This is a genomic window from Anabaena sp. AL09, assembly GCF_001672255.1.
Lineage (GTDB): Bacteria > Cyanobacteriota > Cyanobacteriia > Cyanobacteriales > Nostocaceae > Dolichospermum > Dolichospermum lemmermannii.
Map to the genome: position 1 here is coordinate 1 of NZ_LJOQ01000011.1, position 18,489 is coordinate 18,489.

Sequence of the window (18,489 nt, forward strand, 5' to 3'; positions counted from 1 at the left end):
AAGATATTACTAAGGTTCATTGTAGTGACGGATATAGCTACGTTTGACTACGGAAAACTACAATTTTATGAGATTAAATGCAGAGACTGCGGTAATAGCTGCTCTTAAATCTTTACCTGTAACAGGTTGATTATTACTAGGACGACTATCATCTAATTGTCCACGATAAACGAGTTTTATATCGCTATCAAATAAAAAGAAATCTGGTGTACAAGCTGCTGTATATGCTTTTGCCGTTTCTTGGGTTTCATCGTAACAGAAGGTAAAATCAAACCCCAGTTCTATAACCATTTCTTTTAATGATTCTGGGGCATCATTGGGATAATTTTTAGCATCATTAGCACTAATGGCAATAATCCCTAAATCACTATTATTGTAATCTTGATCTAATCTGGCTAATTCTTGTTGAATATGCTTAACAAATGGGCAGTGACGACAAATAAACATGATTAACAATGCTTTTTTATCGGCAAAATTATCAAGAGAAATTATTTTTCTAGATACTACTTCTGGTAGATGAAAATCTGGTGCTTTCGTGCCTAGAGGCAACATTGTGGAAGCTGTTAAAACCATAATTTTTTTAAATGTTTTGATCAGGGTTTTTTCTAATAATAGAATAATCCATCTTGATTTAGGAAAATTACCCAATTCAAATACATAACTTATTAAAAAATTTGAGTATATTATGAGTTATGTAATTAAGTTATGGGAAAAAGATCAATATTCCCTCTTCCCTGCTATAATGACTGACCGTTGATTGAAAATATTTTAATAATGATCACTTGGTGTTCCTTGCTAATTAAACAATGGGGTAGGATGACAAAACTCCTATCTTTGTTCTGTCTTTGTCTATTATTGGTTGTTAGTTGTACTCCTAAACAGCAAACAAATACACCACAGTCTAGTGCTGTAAATGCTCCTGCGGGTGATGGTCGGATTACCGTAGGGACAACGGAAAAGCCAAGAACTCTTGATCCTGCTGATGCGTATGAATTGGGATCTTTGAGTTTAGTATTTAATATGAGCGATCGCCTGTACACTTATGAACCAGGTAGTACAAAAATTAAACCACAATTGGCCACAGCATTACCAAAAGTGAGTGCAGATGGTTTAACTTATACTATTCCCATTCGCAAAGGAGTAGTATTTCATGATGATACTCCCTTCAATGCCAAAGCAATGGAGTTTAGCCTGCAACGCTTTATCGAAAACAAAGGTAAACCGTCTTTCCTGCTTTCTGATACCGTAGCTTCAGTTAAAGCCACAGGGGAGTATGAATTAACAATTAAACTGAAGAAACCCTTTGCAGCTTTTCCTTCATTGTTAGCATTTTCTGGAGTCTGTGCGGTTTCACCAAAATCCTATGAAATTGGGGCTGGAAAATTTAAACCGAATATTTTTGTGGGGACTGGTGCTTATAAATTAGCCAAATATGGAACTGATTCCTTAAAGTTTGATGTATTTGATAAATATTGGGGAACAAAACCCGAAAACAAAGGTGTCAATGTCCAAATTCAAACCAGTCCAGTCAACTTATTTAATGCCTTTAAAACTGGTGCAATAGATGTGGCTTATCTATCCTTACAACCAGATCAAATTAAGAGTTTAGAAGCAAGTGCAAAAAAGGGAGATTGGCAAGCTATATCTGCTCAAGGTAGTGCAGTTGATTATCTGACTTTAAATCGCAATCAGAAACCTTTAGATAAACTAGAAGTTAGACAAGCGATCGCATTATTAATTGATCGTAAATTATTAAATGATCGGGTATTATTATCACAGGCTGATCCCCTTTATAGCATCATTCCCACAACTTTCAATGTTTCCCAACCATTGTTTAAAGATAAATATGGTGATGGTAAATTTGCAGAAGCCAAAAAATCCTTAGTCGCTGCTGGTTTTTCCCAAGAAAATCCGGCAAAAGTGCAAATCTGGTATTCTACAAATTCAACGACTCACGGTTTAGTCGCCCAAACCTTAAAATCCCTCGCTGATACTAAAATGGATGGTATTTTGCAATTTGAAGTTAAAAACGTAGAAAGTGCAACTTTCTATAAAGAAATTTCCAAAGGTTTATATCCCAGCGCCTTAACTAATTGGTATCCAGACTTTTTAGATCCAGACAACTACGTGCAGCCATTTTTAGCCTGTGAACAAGGTTCAGTTACTAAAGGTTGCGAAACCGGTGGTAGTCAATCTCAGGGGTCATTTTATTATAGTGAAGCTATGAATAAACTCATAGATCAACAACGGAAAGAACAAAATCCTGAAGCCCGGAAAAAAATATTTGCCGACATTCAAACCCAAGTGTTAACTGATGTTCCCTACATCCCTTTATGGCAAAGTAAAGATTTTGTATTTGCTCAAAAAGGCGTAGCCAATGTCAATCTTGATCCTAGCCAAAACCTAATTTACAAAACAATTAAAAAATAGTATCAATACCGGGTAATTTCTCTCTCATTCTCTCGTTCCCAGACTCCGGCTGGGAATGCCATTTAGAGGCTCTGCCTCATATAATTAACAAGAGGCAGAGCCTCTAGACTGCATTCCTTGTCAGAGACAAGGAACGAGGTTAATCCTTCTTTCTTCTTTCTTCTTTCTTCTTTCTTCTTTCTTCCTCCTGACTCCTGAATCCTGAACTCCTGAACTCCTATAAAATATGTCCCGTTCAAAAGCATTACAGTATTACATTTTTTCCCGGTTGCTATTTGCGCCATTGCAACTATTTACTATTATCACCATTGTTTTTCTTTTACTTAGAGCTACGCCAGGAGATCCCGCAGATGCTATTTTAGGAGGAAGAGCGCCAGAAAGTGCAAAAGAAGAATTAAGAAAACAACTTGGTTTGGACTTACCAATTTGGTTACAATATCTCAATTATTTAGGTAAATTACTGCACTTTGATTTAGGAACTTCTTTAACCAGTCGCGGGCAAAATGTAGGTGAAATAATTGGTCAATATTTTCCAGCAACCGTAGAATTAGCATTTGCGAGTATGGCTGTGGCGCTGATTGTTGGCGTTTTAGTGGGAACTATTTCCGCTTCTCGTCCGGGAACTGCTTTTGATATTGGGGGGCGGTTATTCGGGATTATTACCTATGCACTACCGATGTTTTGGGCAGGTATGTTATTACAATTAGTTTTCTCAGTCCAATTGGGTTGGTTTCCTAATTCTAATCGGTTTCCTCCTAATCTTCCTGCACCTACAAATATTACTGGTTTATATACAATTGATAGTTTATTAAGTGGGAATTTAAGTCAATTTTTTACATCTTTACATCATCTAGCTTTACCAAGTTTAACTTTAGGAATTTTGCTAAGTGGCATTTTTGAACGCATTGTCAGAGTTAATTTAAAACAAACCTTAAAAGCTGATTATGTAGAAGCGGCTAGGGCGCGAGGAATTTCTGAAAGTAAGATATTAGTATCCCATGCTTTGAAGAATGCCTTAATTCCTGTCATTACGGTCTTAGGACTAACATTTGCTTCCTTATTAGGTGGAGCAATTTTAACAGAAGTGACATTTTCCTGGCCAGGGTTAGCAAATCGTTTATATCAAGCTATTTCCGACCGAGATTATCCTACCGTTCAGGGTGTGTTAGTATTTTTTGGGGCAATTGTGGTGAGTGCAAGTATTTTAATTGATATTCTCAATGCTTATGTAGATCCGAGAATTAGATATTAGTTATGTAGGTTGGGTTGACGCAAGGAAACCCAACATTATTAAACATAAATTATTAAAACATTTGTTGGGTTGCGCTGTCGCTTAACCCACTCATAATCATCTTTGCACACTACGAGGGTCAAGAGCATCTCTCAAACCATCACCTAAGACATTGAATGATAAAACGGTGATAATAATTAGAATTGCTGGTGGTAGAATTAGCCAAGGTTGTAACACTAAAATAGAAGCATTACTAGCTAAAGAAAGCATATTTCCCCAGGAAGGATCTGGTTGTTGAATACCTAAACCAATTAAACTTAATACGGCTTCTGCTCCAATAAAACTAGGAATTGTTAAAGTAGCAGAAATAATAATGTAAGTTGCAGTTTGTGGTAAAACATGACGAACAATAATATAAATAGGATTACCACCCATTACCTTTGCTGCTTGCACAAATTCGAGTTCTTTGATTGATAATACCTGTCCGCGAATTATCCTCGCTAAACCTGCCCAACTAATTACAGAAGTAATCAAAATAATTAGTAAAAATCGCTGAGTGCTGGTTAATTTTGGACTCAAAATACTTGATAATGCTACTAATAAATAAATACTCGGAAAGGTCATCAAGACTTCTGCTAAACGCATGATGATACTATCAATTATTCCGCAAAAATAGCCGGAAATACCACCAATAAGCAATGCCAATGGATAGGTAATGATAATCCCGAAAATACCAATAAACATACTAATTCGACCACCATGTAACAAGCGACTAAATTGGTCGCGTCCTTGTTCATCTGTTCCCAAAATATTCAATTTTGCGTCACCAATAACGCCAAACAAATGCCAATTTAAAGAAATACCAGGGATAATTGTGACTTCCTGCCATTTTGGTGGGAGGGAAATAGTCAAGTTGAATAATTGATATTGAGGTCCAGTCACAAATAATCGTAATGGTGAAGGTTTTGTCTGGTCTATAATTATTTTTCTTTCCCCGGTTTCTAAGTTAGTATCGCCTTGTGTTGTAGGATATACGTGGGGTCCAATAAACTGCCCTGATGGAGATACCCAATGAATCTGAGTCGGTGGAAGTAGTGAACCGTTCGGTTGTGAATCATAAGGGTTATAAGGAGCGATAAAATCAGCACCAATCACTGCTAAATACAAAGAGAAGAGGACAATTGCCCCAGTTCGTGCTAGAGGGTTTTTGTTGAGTCGTTGCCACCAATTCATAGTTTTTGATGTAAAAGTTAATGTTGATTAATTGTTGATAAAAGTATATATCAATAGATTAGATCAAAAACCGCAAACCTATTTTATGAATAACCTACATCATCATCGCTCACAATTTCCCGCTTTAAGTAATAAGGTTTATTTTAACTACGGAGGACAGGGGACAATGCCTCAAGGGGCTATGGATGCTATTAGCCAATCTCAGGCACATATTCAAAGTATAGGTCCTTTTGGGAGTGAGGCGTATAGTTGGATTGCACCGCAAATACAAGCCAGTCGGGAAGCCATTGCATCTACATTAAATGTACCAAGTAACACAATTACTCTCACAGGTAATGTCACGATAGGTTGTAATATTGCGATGTGGGGGATTGATTGGCACGCAGGTGATCATCTGCTTCTTTCCGACTGCGAACACCCTGGAGTAATTGCTACAGCCCAGGAAATTGCCCGCAGGTTTGGGGTAGAAGTTACCATTTGTCCCTTAATGGCTACTTTAAATGAAGGTGATCCTATCAGTATTATTGCTGAAAATCTCCGTCCCAAAACTCGCTTAGTAGTTTTAAGTCATGTTTTGTGGAATACTGGTCAAGTTTTACCTATTGATAAGATTGTCGAAGTATGCAGAAGTAATAATTCGCTGTTATTGATAGATGCGGCTCAATCAGTGGGTGTGATTCCTTTAGATTTAACTGCTTTGGGTGTAGATTTTTATGCCTTTACTGGTCACAAATGGTTATGTGGTCCTGCGGGTGTGGGTGGTTTATATGTGCGTCCTGAAACGAGGGAAAGTTTGCACCCTACCTTTATTGGTTTGAGTGGGATAATTACTAATAATCAAGCCCAACCGACGGGTTGGCAACCAGATGGACGCAGATATGAAGTATCCACTTTACCAACTTCATTATATGTGGGTTTAAAGCAAGCAATTACAATTCATGAACAATGGGGAACAGCACAGGAACGATATGAGCAAATTTGCCAAAATAGTAATTATCTCTGGCAAAAATTAAGCTCTTTAGCTAATGTCAAATGTTTAAAAAATTCACCCCCAGAAAGTGGATTGGTTTCTTTTCAAGTAACTAATCAACCTAGTTTTAAATTGGTGCAATCTCTAGAGTCTGAAAATATCTTAACACGAACAATTGCCAATCCTAATTGCATTCGGGTGAGTGTTCATTATCTAACTTTAGAGTCGGAAATTGACCAATTAATAGCAGCAATATCAAGTAGGTTGGGTTGTGGAACGTGAACGTATCCCTGCGGGACACTGCGTGAACGCGGAGCAATGGCTTTGGGAAACCCCAACAAAACAAATGATTTTTAATGTTGGGTTTTCTTGCGTCAACCTAACCTACACAAATACTTTTTAACCTTTTTCTTTTGAAATCATGGAACGACCAATTATATATATAGCAATTACCAATCACGGTTTTGGTCATGCTACCCGCACAGCTTCCATAGCTAACACTATCCAAAAATTATGTCCTGAAGCGTTATTAATTCTAGTTACTACTGCACCTCGCTGGTTGCTGGAATCTTATATGGAAGGTGATTTTATTTTACGTCAACGGGCGTTTGATTTAGGTGTTGTTCAAGTTGATAGTTTGACAATGGATAAATCAGCAACTTTGGAAAAACTACGAGAAATTAAAAAAAATCACAAATCCTTAATTGCTTCAGAAGTTAATTTTATTCGTCAAAATCGCGTTAATCTCATTTTGGCAGATATTCCTTTTCTCGCTGCCGGATTTGCTGAAGCTACAAATATCCCCTGTTGGATGATTAGTAATTTTGGTTGGGATTTTATCTATCGAGATTGGGGAGGAGAATTTACAGAAATTGCTGATTGGATTAGTGATTGGTATGGAAAATGCGACCTTTTATTTCGTCTGCCTTTCCATGAACCTATGTCAGCATTTACTAATATTACAGATGTAGGCTTAACTGGTGGTTCTCCCTATTTTTCTATTGATAAATTACGCACCAATTGGGGAATAAACACACCTCCAGAAAAAACAATTTTACTAACATTTGGGGGTTTAGGTTTACAAGCAATTCCCTATACAAATATCAACAAATTTCCCGATTGGCAATTTATTACTTTTGATGCTTCAGCCCCAGATTTACCTAACTTAATTAAAGTCACAAATCGTCAATACCGTCCTGTAGATTTTATGCCAATTTGTGGCAGAATTATTTCTAAACCTGGTTATGGGACATTTTCAGAAGCCACCCTTTTAGATGTACCAGTAGTAACTATACCTCGTGATGATTTTGCCGAAGCTGCTTTTATGTTAGCAGGAATTACTAATTACAATCATCATCAAATTCTCACAGTACCGGAATTTTTTCAGGGAGATTGGGATTTTCTTTATCAGTCACCCCAAGCACCAAAGCAGCCTAACATTATCACAAAAGATGGGAATGAAACAATAGCCAAAGCTGTGATAGATTATTTGTAAGTATTCATATCCCCTACTTCTACCATTGATTCATTATTTATTGATATCATTGAAAAATTAGTCGGGGATATTACACCATGAGGATTATGACCCACTACCAAAAACTATTAAGAGTTTCCACCAATGGAAAATCATTTCACAATATTACCGCCAAAATTGAAGCTATTGTTGCTGAATCTGGTATAGAAACTGGGCTTTGTAGTTTATTTTTACGTCACACCTCAGCTAGTTTAGTAATTCAAGAAAATGCTGATCCTGATGTATTAGTTGATTTAGCTAATTTCATGGCCAAAATAGTCCCAGAAGGAAACCATTACATTCATGATGCTGAAGGACCAGACGATATGCCAGGACATATCCGTACAGTTTTAACCCATACCTCCGAACAAATTCCCATTAATCGTGGTCATTTGGTATTAGGAACATGGCAAGGAATCTATGTTTGGGAACATCGTCAACAGAATAATGTGAGAGAGTTAGTAGTTCATATTTCTGGATAGATTTAGTATATCAATCAGAATTAAATTGTGATCATTTATGTCCTGGTTTATTCAATTTCAGTCGAACCAAAACGATAACCTTTACCATAAACAGTGTGAATCATTGGTGTTTTTTCCACTACTTCCACCTTACGACGCAACAGACGAATTAAAGCCGCAATCACATTACTATTAGGTTGTTCCTCATTTTGCCATAAATGCTGCAAAATTTGACCATGCGTCAGTAATTGTCCAGCATTTTCCATGAAGTATTGTAACAACTGACTTTCTTTTTGAGAGAGTTCTATGATTCTTCCGTGACGATAAGCTATTTGATTTTCTATATCAAGTTCCAAATCGGCTACAACTAACTTTCCTTTTGTACTACTATAAGATTCTGTACCAGTACGACGTAACAAAGCCCGGACTCTTGCCAGTAATTCCCGCAATTCAAAAGGTTTGACTAAATAATCATCAGCGCCCGCGTCCAAACCTTGTACACGGTCATCCAGGGTATCTTTTGCCGTGAGAAATAGTACAGGAGTTGTTTTACCTTGACGGCGTAATTCCTGACAAATATCTAACCCTGTTTTTCCCGGTAACATCCAATCTAGAATCAGTAAATCATAACTGCCTATTTCTGCCAAATTACTGCCACTTGTCCCATCATAAGTAGCATCAACACTATAACCTTCACGGGTCAAGAGACGACTTAAAGGGTCAGTTAGCTCAACTTCATCATCAACTAATAAAATTTTCATTCTGTTGCTAATGGCAATATAGATATATTCTCAATATAGTGAACTGCAAACACATTAAGAATACCAAAAAAAAGAATGTTAACTGTTGCAATACCAAAAGGGGGACTACTTGAACCTAGTCTCCGCATATTACAATCTGTAGGATTAGATTTTAGTGCTTTCTTAGAATCAGGAAACCGCCAATTACAAATTACTGATGCTAGTGGACAAGCGAAAGCCTTATTAGTGCGAGCGCAAGATGTGCCTGTTTATGTAGAATATGGTCAAGCACAATTGGGAATTGTCGGCTACGATGTTCTCAGAGAAAAACAGCCCCAAGTCGCCCAATTAGTGGATTTAAAATTTGGATATTGTCGAATGTCTGTAGCTGTAAAAGCGGCTAGTTCCTACAAATCCCCGTTAGATTTACCTGCTCATGGTCGAGTTGCTTCTAAATATGTAAATTGTGCGCGAGAGTATTTTCAAGGTTTGGATTTACCGATAGAAATTGTCCCTTTGTATGGTTCTGTGGAATTAGGTCCAATTACGGGAATGTCAGAAGCAATTGTTGATATAGTTTCGACGGGAAAGACTTTAAAAGAAAATGGTTTAATTGAAATTGCGACTTTGTATGAAAGTACAGCCCGGTTAATTGTTCACCCTTTAAGTTATCGGTTAAATACAGGTAATTTAGATAAATTAATTGCACAAATGCGGTCAGAAATGCTTACCACAGCTTAATTAGATCTTAGATTCCCGACTTCTTAGAGAAGTCGGGGATCTTAAATTTAGGGCTTTTTGACGGCACTAAGTTGGTCTAAAATTCCCAAAACTTCTTGTTCAAATGCAACTTGAGCGCGGTTAGTTTTTCCACCAATATATAAAGTTTTGCCTGTTTGTAAAGCCCAAATTTGAGAATGGGAAAAATAACTCATCACCACACCTAACATTAATAAAGCAAAACCAGTATAAACAATAGGAATACCAGGATCAAATTTGATTTGTAAACCCGTGCTACCCATGACATCAAGAATTTGCAAATTTACCCCATTTACAGGGATAGACATTCCTGCCCGCACAGTATTAATTAATTTACCTTGAGCATCATAAATTAATACCATGCCTTGCAAATCTTTGGCTAATAGGGAAACACCTTCACTTAAATCTGGTTTAGTCGGAATCCAAGTTCCCCAAAGTCTACCCTTACCTTTGGTGTCTAATTGTGCCATTGGTAATTGGAAAATTGGGCTTTTATTTAATCTCACCCGAACGCTGGAAATTCCCCAATCTGTTTGATAGAAAACCACACCATGATAACGCAGCGGTTTGTTAACATAAATCTTCTCATGGTTAACTTCTTTGCCCTCATTATTCAGCACAGACATATCTGAATAAAATTGGTCAATTCCTCCCGTCGGTGTGTAATCAATCCAAAAGCGATTGACACGCACAGACCAATCTTTCAACACATCTTGAGAAGACCAAGCACCAGCATCAACAATATTTTTTACCTGGAATGTATCGCCACTAGCAATCATTTCTTGAGCCATAAATCCCGTCATTGCTCCCCAAATTCCCCCCAGCAAAATAGCGACAATCCCAATGTGGACAATAATTGGTCCCAATTTACCAATTATACCTTTGCGGGCATAAAGAATATTATCTTTTTCCTGAAAAATCCGATAACTTTTTTGCTGCAAAATTGGCGTAATTGATGGCAAAGAAACACCCTCCAATTCAGCACTTAAAGCTAATTTTGTGAAGTTGCGAGGTTCTTCGTAATATTTCCACCTTTGAGCAGCTTTGAGGGCTGGTAATTGACGAGTAAAAGTACAAGCCGTTAAACTAGTTCCAAATAAAACTAATAAACTCAAAAACCACCAAGTTCTATATACATGATCTAACCCAACTACTTGAATAACTTTCCAAGAGAGGAAACCAAACAAAGCAGGATGTTCTGGATAATTAGATTGGTAAAAATCAGGCAATTGCCCCTGTTCAATTACCGTACCACTCACACTAAATAAGGCAATAATTAACAATAGAATAATTGCCAAACGTAAATCAGTTAATACAGGCAAAACTTCCCGACGGATAAACCGCCCCGGTATTAACCACCAACTTAATTCTGTGGATGTTGTCTGATCTGAAGTCATTGCTTAGAAACTACCAATAGGAATCCGAGAAAGTAAAGAAAAAACACCAAAGCCTACTAATAATACACCGCTAATAGGATTTATCCAACCAGACCAACGGCGCAATTCTAATAGTTTTTTAATGGCAGCAGTAAACGTACCTGCTAAAATTAATGGAGTTACATATCCGGCTGTATAAGCAAGTAGTAAAACCGCACCTAAAACTAAATCTTGAGTATTAGCAACCCAACCTAATAGACTAGCTAAAACTGGTGTGCTACAGGGGGAAGCCACTAACCCAAATGTTAAGCCGATAGAGTATGAACGGACTCCGGGAGGTAAATCTTGAGAAATCCAATTTGTTTCATTCAAAGAAGGAAATTGGATGGGTAATGCTTCTAATAAGTTCAGTCCCATAATAATAGCGATAATACTGACGATAATTGGTAAACCAATTCCTATCTGTCCATAGACTTTACCAACTAAACCTGCGACGATGCCCATTCCTGCTAATGTAGTTGCTAATCCCAACGCAAACCAAGTTGATTGGGCTGCTGCTTGTAAGCGAGTTTTAGCTTCATAACCGCCAATATAGCCAATGGTAATGGGCAGCATAGACAGCATACAGGGCGTAAGGCTGGTCAGCAAGCCAGCCGCAAAAATAATGGCAATGCTGACGAAACTCAGGTGGGTGAGTTGGTTCGCAACAAGGGTGTTGGCAAATTGCTCAAGTTGATAAATTTGGGTTTCTAGAGTTTCTAGCATGAGGATATTTAAGTAGAAAATGCTTACTCCGCTTGAATTTTAACGTATTTTGGATCATGAAATCATAAAAGTAAGTACCGTGAGGTAAATCATACTCCGGATTTTTCAGGAAAGTTGTTGAATTTATAGTTAAGATTACTCAAAATCAGATTAATGATTTTGAAAGTTGCCTTAGTGGCACATTATTAACAAATACACATTGAAAATCAAAAATACTCATTCAGAAGGAATCTACCACCATGACTCGCAAAATCAACAAAGTTTTTCAACAATCTGGAGTTATTCCCTATCGAATCAACGATGGAAAAGTTGAAGTTTTATTAATTACTACTCGTAGCCGTCAAGGTTGGGTAATTCCTAAAGGGGGACTTTGTAAAGGTATGAGTCCCCATGATTCAGCAGCGAAGGAGGCATGGGAAGAAGCCGGAGTTGTCGGTAGAGTCACAACTGAAGAGTTCGGTAATTATAAATATCGAAAACGGGGGAATACCTATCAAGTAAATTTATTTTTATTACCTGTGGAAACAGTATTAGAAGATTGGCCAGAAGCTACCGCAAGGGAAAGAAAATGGTTAGAAGTTAACCAAGCTGCTGAATTAGTCAAGGAAACTTCACTAAAAAGAATTATTCAAACTTCATGGATATAGACACATATCCAAAATATCCAGATCCCTGACTTGTTTAAGAAGTCGGGGATCTTATTTTAAATCATCTCAAAGGCTAAATTATGACTTTTGAGAAAATTATGAGTGAAATGATCTACCACATTTGTATCACTCAATTCTAAATTGTAAAAATCTACAAAATCATGATCAAAATATGGGCCTGCGTGCCAAGTTCCCATATCTAATTTAATAAAACAATTTCCGGGAATCCGAAAAGCTGCAAGTTCTGATAATCCAGGTGCATTCGTATCATTATTAGCTGGACAAACTGCCATTAACCAGTCTTTACTATCCAATGAACCTAAACATTGAGTACATTTGACATGACGAGTAATTTGGTGAAATTTCCGTCCGTTTTTCTGCAACCGCATAATATAAAAATGAGGAATACCATTTTGTAAATTTAACTGGGCATCTTCTTGATCAAAATTTTTCCCATCTTTACTTGCATATATTACCTGTCCATAAGGTTGAAAATTTTCTGGTGTAATCAATTGAGATGGTAATTCTTGTATTTTTGATAATGTACTCATAACTTCTTTATTTGATGGTTTACATACAATCTAACAACGCCTGTTTAAAGTTTGTCCACTTAACCCGGCTAAATCAAATGCTTTAGACAAACCATAATCGCCTATTTTAACTCCTGCCTAGGCAAAGTTAATTTCTATAGCATAAAAATCTATATCATTGCTTACTTTGTAGCAAATTTTAACATTTGTTTTCACTTGACAATATAAACAAGTGCTGTACTTAATAGCAATTTTTGATATTTGTTGTGATCCAAATGGTATCTAGAAGGGCTGGTAATTGCTAAGATAAGAGTAATTATTTCCTGGATTGATCATGTCCTCAACTCTTGATTCCTTACCACCTGCACTAAATAAAATTGTCCACCGCTTTCAACGCGCTACAGAACCAAAACGACGCTATGAGCAGTTAATTTGGTATGCTCAAAAGCTACAAGAGTTTCCTGAATCTGGTAAACTCCCAGAAAATAAAGTTCCCGGTTGTGTTTCTCAAGTGTATGTTACGGCATCATTAGAAGACGGTAAAGTCATATTTCAGGGTGATTCTGATTCCCAATTAACTAAGGGATTATTAGCATTATTAATAGAAGGATTAAATGGATCAACACCTACAGAAATAATCCAACTTACTCCTGATTTTATTCAAGAAACTGGCTTAAATGTAAGTTTGACACCTTCCCGCGCTAATGGTTTTTACAATATTTTCAAAACAATGCAAAAAAAAGCTTTGGAATCTAAATTAGAAAATTAGGAATTGGAGACTCGACAACTTTTTTAAGTTTTAGATTATTCTTTCTGCTTTCTGAACTTCTGACTTCCCTCGATTACAGAGAATGGGCAACCACGGGGGGTTGCCCCTACAATTATAGAGGTTTAGTATTACCAAACCTCTATATAGTTCAAAATTTTGCAAATTATCAATTATGCTCCTTCTGAGCGATCAATTTTCTGACTAGGAGAGGATTCATAAAGAGCATCTAACTGTTCCCGTGCATCTTCAACATTAATTGAACGCATGACCAACAGCGGTTCTTTAATCATATTACCTGCACTATCTAACAATTCAGGATGGGGGACATACTGCCTTCTAGCTGCATAATAACCAAAGCCACCTTGTGATGATTGGTTATTAGAATAAGTTCGTTCTCTGTCAAAACTGAACATGATCAGATTGCGAATTAAATTACCAACAGCCATAAATGCCAAAACGGTGAAAGCTAAAATATAAAGTAGGTGTAGCATTGAATTTTCCTCCAGAACAGCAAAGGGTAAAAATGTTATCTATGTAAAACCTAAAACTCCGCAAATAAATAATTTACGGTAGAAAAGAATGTAAGATTCTTTACTTATGTGCTTATGTTATATGATGCAATCCTTATATTCAGATTAAGGTAACACGAGGCACATTATTTTTTTATGAAAAGAATGTTAAGAATTGTATAATATTTTTACAATTTCCACTGGATTCAGATTTTGCCAACAGGTTGATTATTCCTTTGACTGACCTAAACGCATTCCCACACTCCAACATTCTGTAACTAATTGATGCCAAGGCATTACCGTTGCCATATCAAGTCCGACTTGTTGATCAGTTGCCTTAAACAACATTCTTGCCGTTTTGAGTTCATTTTGTGCATTTTTAACTCGTTTTAGTAAGTCAAATTGCTCTTGTTCACTCATGAATTGGATTTTCTCATTTTCCAGAATTTGACGATATCGCTCAAACCAATCTTGAAAATCCTCTAACAGCGGTTCTAAGACTGATTTTAGTAAATCAGTGTTTGGTAGATTTGAGTCCCCCATATATGAGAATCATATTTCTTAATTGTCTATTTATATTAACGTTATTTACGATCCTTAACAATCAGTTCATAACTTTCTACATAAAAAAACTTAAAAAATATGTAACTTGGTATCTGAAGCATGATTGTATAAATTTGGCAATAGTTTTGTAAAGCTCCTTGGGAGTAAACCTGGATACCTCTAAAGGAAGAAGTCAGGAGTCAGGAGTCAGGAGTCAGGAGTCAGGAGGAAAGAAGAAAGAAGAAAGAAGAAAATTTTTCTATTCCCTGTTCCCTGTTCCCTGTTCTCGGACAACTCGATTGAATTTAATTTTGTCTTGTATGGCTTGTACCAAAAGCTTATGATTGGGCTAAATTAGGAAAAACCATAGCCAGTGGACTATTATTTATTTTGTAAAGATATTTTTCGTCAACTCTATTTTTAACACTTCGTCAAAAGTTTAATAGCCAATGTCCCCAAATCAAGAAACCCAACCAGTCGAAAAAATCTATTTACCCCGAACCAGCGAATCAGAAACACTAAAAAAGATTCGTCACACAGCTTCCCATATCATGGCTATGGCAGTACAAAAGCTGTTTCCCAAGGTGCAAGTTACAATTGGTCCTTGGATTGAAAATGGGTTTTATTATGACTTTGATAGTCCAGAACCCTTTAGCGATAAGGATTTAAAAACCATTCAAAAAGAAATGGTCAAGATTATTAATCGCAAATTACCATTAATTCGGGAAGAAGTCAGCCGCGAAGAAGCACAAAGCCGCATTGAAGCCATTAACGAACCCTATAAACTGGAAATTCTCGGAGATATCAAACAAGAACCCATCACAATTTACCATTTGGGAGAGCAATGGTGGGATTTGTGCGCTGGACCTCACCTCGAAAATACCAGCGAAATTAATCCCAAAGCTATAGAGTTAGAAAGCGTTGCTGGTGCTTATTGGCGCGGAGATGAAAACAAAGCTCAATTACAGCGCATTTATGCCACAGCTTGGGAAACTCCCGAACAATTAGCAGAGTATAAACGCCGCAAAGAAGAAGCCCTGCGCCGTGATCATCGTAAACTGGGTAAAGAACTCGGATTATTTATCTTTTCCGATTTAGTCGGACCTGGTTTACCTTTGTGGACTCCCAAAGGGACTTTGTTAAGAACGATTTTAGAAGACTTCCTCAAAAAAGAACAATTAAAACGGGGTTATTTACCTGTAGTTACTCCCCATATTGCCAGAGTTGATTTATTTAAAACATCAGGACACTGGCAGAAATACAAGGAAGATATGTTTCCTTTAATGGCTGAAGATGAGGAAGCCAGAGCCATAGAACAGGGTTTTGTCATGAAACCGATGAACTGCCCTTTCCACATCCAAATATACAAGAGTGAATTACGCTCTTATCGGGAATTACCGATGCGCTTGGCAGAATTTGGTACAGTTTACCGTTATGAACAATCGGGAGAATTGGGTGGTTTAACCAGAGTGCGCGGTTTTACCGTTGATGATTCTCATTTATTCGTGACTCCCGAACAGCTAGACAGTGAATTTCTCAATGTTGTAGATTTGATTTTGAGCGTTTTCAAAAGTCTGCAATTGAAGAATTTTAAAGCTAGATTGAGTTTCCGTGACCCAGCTAGTGATAAGTATATCGGTTCTGATGAAGCTTGGGATAAAGCGGAAGGGGCAATTCGTCGCGCTGTGCAACAATTGGGAATGGAGCATTTTGAAGGAATTGGGGAAGCGGCTTTTTATGGACCCAAGCTGGATTTTATTTTCAGTGATGCTTTAGAACGGGAATGGCAATTGGGAACTGTGCAGGTAGATTATAATTTACCAGAACGGTTTGATTTAGAGTATGTAGCTGAAGATGGTTCGCGTCAACGTCCAGTAATGCTTCACCGCGCGCCCTTTGGTTCTTTGGAACGATTAATTGGAATTTTAATTGAAGAGTACGCGGGTGATTTTCCTCTGTGGTTAGCACCTGTACAAATCAGGTTATTACCTGTCGGTGATCTTCAGTTAGATTTTACCAAAGAGGTGGCTGCTAAGATGGTTGCATTGGGTATTCGGGCGGAAGTGGATACCAGTGGCGATCGCCTTGGTAAGTTGATTCGCAACGCGGAAAAGGATAAAATACCTGTAATGGCGGTGGTTGGTGCGAAGGAAGTCGAAACCAACAGTTTGAGTATTCGTACCCGCGCTTCTGGGGAGTTGGGAGTCATAATTGTAGATGAGGTTGTGGATAAAATCACAGAAGCAATTACTAACTTTAGTAAATTCTAAGTAAATAATAGGCTGGGTAAATCCCAGCCCAAAAGTAAATTAACTCCAAATCAAATTATAAATTTAGATATTTCAATGTTCAAATAAGTCCTTGAATTGTAATAAATCTAAACTAACAATTGTTGATAAAACTTGAAAACATTCTTGGGCAACTTGCCAACGTTCTTCCCGTTGTAACATAGCCGTGAGCTTTTCTCGGACACTTAACAAATAACGGACATCATTAGCCGCATAACTTAATTGTGCATCAGATAAATTACTCGCATTACCCCAATCAGAACATTGGGAACTTTTATCTAACTCCACCTTTTCTAATTCTAAAACCACATCTTTTAGTCCGTGACGATTTGTATAAGTCCGGGCTAACTTACTAGCAATTTTAGTACAAAAAATCGGTTGCACAACAATATCTAAATTCTGCCGTAATGTGGCAACATCAAACCTAGCAAAGTGAAAAACTTTAACAATATGGGTTGCTTCCATGAGAATTTTCAAATTTGGTGCTACCGTTTGTCCCCTAGAAATCCGAATAGCAGTAACTTGTCCTTCTGGGTTACAGAGTTGAATCAGACACAAGCGATCGCGCTGAGGTAAAAGTCCCATTGTTTCCGTATCAACAGCGATAGCTGGGGATTTTAAATACTCAGAAAGAGTTGCATCATTTAAATCGCGATCGCCAACTTGAAAATCTGGTAATGTCATGAACTGATCAAATATAAATTATCTTCATTTTGCCAGACAACAGGACTCTCGCTAACGCCTCATTAAAAATGCTAAATTAAAAATTGAAAAATTAATTTATGCCCCTTCATCACAAAGGGCATAATTCTTAATTTTGTCCGCTGGTATTAGTGTTTAAAAATATTTGCGTTAAATAAACTTCTCCTTGTTCATTAGCAGCCACACCAACCCCAGTTAAATTATATTTACCCTGAAGATTTTTCAGATGACCAGGGCTTTTTAACCAGCCAGAAACCGCCTCATTAGCAGGGTTACTATATCCCGTATTATAAGCTACATTTTCAGCCGCACTACTGTATTTAAGAGGAATAGTCATTACCCGCTGTTCAAATCCTTGATGACTAAAAGGAACTTTACCACTAGCCATATTTTGACTGTGAATTCTGGCTTGCTGACTGATCTTTCCGTTTAAATTTAATTTTTTTAGCCCCCGTTTCGCCCGATATTGATTAATTTGAGTAAAAACAGATAGTTCTAAATTAGTAGTTTGAACAGTAAGATTAGATATTTTTGCTTGACTTGTCACAAGTGATGAATGCTGATATCGGCCAGTTTGTTTAGCAGAACTATTATCTGGGTTCGCAGCAGTCATATAGCCACTAGCAAGGACAAGCGTACTTAAAGCAATGCCAAAAGCAGTTTGTCGTAACATAGAGGTTTAAGTTAAGTAATGTATGGATTTATTGAATATATACCCTATCTTCTGATTATCAGAATACTTACCAGGATACTATTTGCTAATTATGAACTCAAAGATCATCAAATTTTCACAATTTAAATCAGTCTAGATATGGCAGCTTCCAGCATTCAGGAGTAAACCCCTTTGGATATAAGCCTCTGTGACTAAAATTAGAATCTTACTCAAGTGCATACCGCTATAGCACCCCTGACTATCAAACTAGTAGATGTTATTTACAAGATTACTCGGTAAGCGTAAAGCTCAGTCACTTTAGTGCTGAGATATAAGCGACACGGGCGAATTTATTCGCTTAACTCGTTGAC

20 protein-coding genes are annotated in these 18,489 nt (G+C 37.2%); 10 read left to right on the forward strand and 10 right to left on the reverse strand.

All coding sequences use genetic code 11. The features are described from left to right. Positions 1–57 precede the first annotated feature (57 nt). Positions 58–573 (reverse strand): thioredoxin family protein, encoded by a 516-nt coding sequence (locus AN490_RS01980; RefSeq protein ID WP_299999474.1) that lies wholly within the window; start codon positions 571–573, stop codon positions 58–60. 243 nt (positions 574–816) lie between these two features. On the opposite strand from AN490_RS01980, the gene AN490_RS01985 reads away from it, so the two are divergent. Together AN490_RS01985 and AN490_RS01990 are read left to right on the forward strand one after the other, a co-directional pair. After that, on the forward strand, positions 817–2,430 hold the full coding sequence (locus tag AN490_RS01985; RefSeq protein WP_299999476.1) for an ABC transporter substrate-binding protein: 1,614 nt from the start codon (positions 817–819) through the stop codon (positions 2,428–2,430). 226 nt (positions 2,431–2,656) lie between these two features. Beyond that, the gene (locus tag AN490_RS01990) at positions 2,657–3,682 is read left to right on the forward strand and encodes an ABC transporter permease (RefSeq protein ID WP_213799717.1); all 1,026 of its coding nucleotides are present in this window, start codon (positions 2,657–2,659) and stop codon (positions 3,680–3,682) included. A gap of 96 nt (positions 3,683–3,778) precedes the next feature. Here the strand turns inward: AN490_RS01990 and AN490_RS01995 are convergent, their stop codons facing one another. Next, positions 3,779–4,894 carry an ABC transporter permease gene (locus AN490_RS01995; protein WP_299999483.1) on the reverse strand — a complete coding sequence of 372 codons (1,116 nt, stop codon included), beginning with the start codon at positions 4,892–4,894 and terminating at the stop codon, positions 3,779–3,781. A gap of 85 nt (positions 4,895–4,979) precedes the next feature. Here AN490_RS01995 and AN490_RS02000 point away from each other — a divergent pair, with 85 nt between their 5' ends. The 3 genes from AN490_RS02000 (at position 4,980) to AN490_RS02010 (ending at position 7,859) form a co-directional block, all read left to right on the forward strand. Then, positions 4,980–6,146: an aminotransferase class V-fold PLP-dependent enzyme gene (locus tag AN490_RS02000; protein WP_299999485.1), complete on the forward strand. Its 1,167-nt coding sequence runs from the start codon at positions 4,980–4,982 to the stop codon at positions 6,144–6,146. Positions 6,147–6,285: 139 nt separating this feature from the next. Further along, complete coding sequence (locus tag AN490_RS02005) at positions 6,286–7,359, forward strand: glycosyl transferase (protein WP_299999487.1); 1,074 nt, start codon at positions 6,286–6,288, stop codon at positions 7,357–7,359. Positions 7,360–7,445: 86 nt separating this feature from the next. After that, complete coding sequence (locus AN490_RS02010; protein ID WP_213711860.1) at positions 7,446–7,859, forward strand: secondary thiamine-phosphate synthase enzyme YjbQ; 414 nt, start codon at positions 7,446–7,448, stop codon at positions 7,857–7,859. A 47-nt stretch (positions 7,860–7,906) separates the two neighbouring features. Here AN490_RS02010 and rppA read toward each other — a convergent pair whose 3' ends face one another. After that, on the reverse strand, positions 7,907–8,599 hold the full coding sequence (rppA, locus tag AN490_RS02015; protein ID WP_299999490.1) for a two-component system response regulator RppA: 693 nt from the start codon (positions 8,597–8,599) through the stop codon (positions 7,907–7,909). A 75-nt stretch (positions 8,600–8,674) separates the two neighbouring features. Here rppA and hisG point away from each other — a divergent pair, with 75 nt between their 5' ends. After that, complete coding sequence (hisG, locus tag AN490_RS02020; RefSeq protein WP_015078170.1) at positions 8,675–9,319, forward strand: ATP phosphoribosyltransferase; 645 nt, start codon at positions 8,675–8,677, stop codon at positions 9,317–9,319. Between the two features lie 47 nt (positions 9,320–9,366). Here hisG and AN490_RS02025 read toward each other — a convergent pair whose 3' ends face one another. Beyond that, positions 9,367–10,734, reverse strand: a complete 1,368-nt coding sequence (locus tag AN490_RS02025) for a cytochrome c biogenesis protein (RefSeq protein ID WP_299999495.1) — start codon at positions 10,732–10,734, stop codon at positions 9,367–9,369. A 3-nt stretch (positions 10,735–10,737) separates the two neighbouring features. Continuing rightward, a complete protein-coding gene (locus AN490_RS02030; protein ID WP_015078172.1) occupies positions 10,738–11,478 on the reverse strand; it encodes a cytochrome c biogenesis protein CcdA in 741 nt (246 codons plus the stop codon). Between the two features lie 239 nt (positions 11,479–11,717). Between AN490_RS02030 and AN490_RS02035 the strand changes: the two genes are divergently transcribed. Beyond that, positions 11,718–12,125: an NUDIX hydrolase gene (locus AN490_RS02035; RefSeq protein WP_213718243.1), complete on the forward strand. Its 408-nt coding sequence runs from the start codon at positions 11,718–11,720 to the stop codon at positions 12,123–12,125. Positions 12,126–12,181: 56 nt separating this feature from the next. Here the strand turns inward: AN490_RS02035 and AN490_RS02040 are convergent, their stop codons facing one another. Continuing rightward, complete coding sequence (locus tag AN490_RS02040; RefSeq protein WP_015078174.1) at positions 12,182–12,676, reverse strand: ureidoglycolate lyase; 495 nt, start codon at positions 12,674–12,676, stop codon at positions 12,182–12,184. 313 nt (positions 12,677–12,989) lie between these two features. Here AN490_RS02040 and AN490_RS02045 point away from each other — a divergent pair, with 313 nt between their 5' ends. Continuing rightward, positions 12,990–13,424: a SufE family protein gene (locus tag AN490_RS02045; RefSeq protein WP_168631771.1), complete on the forward strand. Its 435-nt coding sequence runs from the start codon at positions 12,990–12,992 to the stop codon at positions 13,422–13,424. Between the two features lie 170 nt (positions 13,425–13,594). On the opposite strand, the gene AN490_RS02050 is transcribed toward AN490_RS02045, so the two are convergent. Both AN490_RS02050 and AN490_RS02055 read right to left on the reverse strand, forming a co-directional pair. Continuing rightward, the gene (locus AN490_RS02050; protein WP_213711857.1) at positions 13,595–13,915 is read right to left on the reverse strand and encodes a DUF2973 domain-containing protein; all 321 of its coding nucleotides are present in this window, start codon (positions 13,913–13,915) and stop codon (positions 13,595–13,597) included. Positions 13,916–14,161: 246 nt separating this feature from the next. Beyond that, positions 14,162–14,476: a DUF2605 domain-containing protein gene (locus AN490_RS02055; RefSeq protein WP_299999503.1), complete on the reverse strand. Its 315-nt coding sequence runs from the start codon at positions 14,474–14,476 to the stop codon at positions 14,162–14,164. A gap of 158 nt (positions 14,477–14,634) precedes the next feature. On the opposite strand from AN490_RS02055, the gene AN490_RS02060 reads away from it, so the two are divergent. Both AN490_RS02060 and thrS read left to right on the forward strand, forming a co-directional pair. Further along, the gene (locus AN490_RS02060) at positions 14,635–14,820 is read left to right on the forward strand and encodes a hypothetical protein (RefSeq protein WP_299999505.1); all 186 of its coding nucleotides are present in this window, start codon (positions 14,635–14,637) and stop codon (positions 14,818–14,820) included. Between the two features lie 105 nt (positions 14,821–14,925). Continuing rightward, positions 14,926–16,746, forward strand: coding sequence for a threonine--tRNA ligase (thrS, locus tag AN490_RS02065; protein ID WP_299999507.1), 1,821 nt, complete (start codon positions 14,926–14,928; stop codon positions 16,744–16,746). 72 nt (positions 16,747–16,818) lie between these two features. Here the strand turns inward: thrS and AN490_RS02070 are convergent, their stop codons facing one another. Together AN490_RS02070 and AN490_RS02075 are read right to left on the reverse strand one after the other, a co-directional pair. Further along, positions 16,819–17,448, reverse strand: coding sequence for a ribonuclease D (locus AN490_RS02070; protein ID WP_213718235.1), 630 nt, complete (start codon positions 17,446–17,448; stop codon positions 16,819–16,821). A 127-nt stretch (positions 17,449–17,575) separates the two neighbouring features. Further along, positions 17,576–18,139, reverse strand: coding sequence for a CAP domain-containing protein (locus tag AN490_RS02075; protein ID WP_213711853.1), 564 nt, complete (start codon positions 18,137–18,139; stop codon positions 17,576–17,578). Between the last annotated feature and the right edge of the window lie 350 nt (positions 18,140–18,489).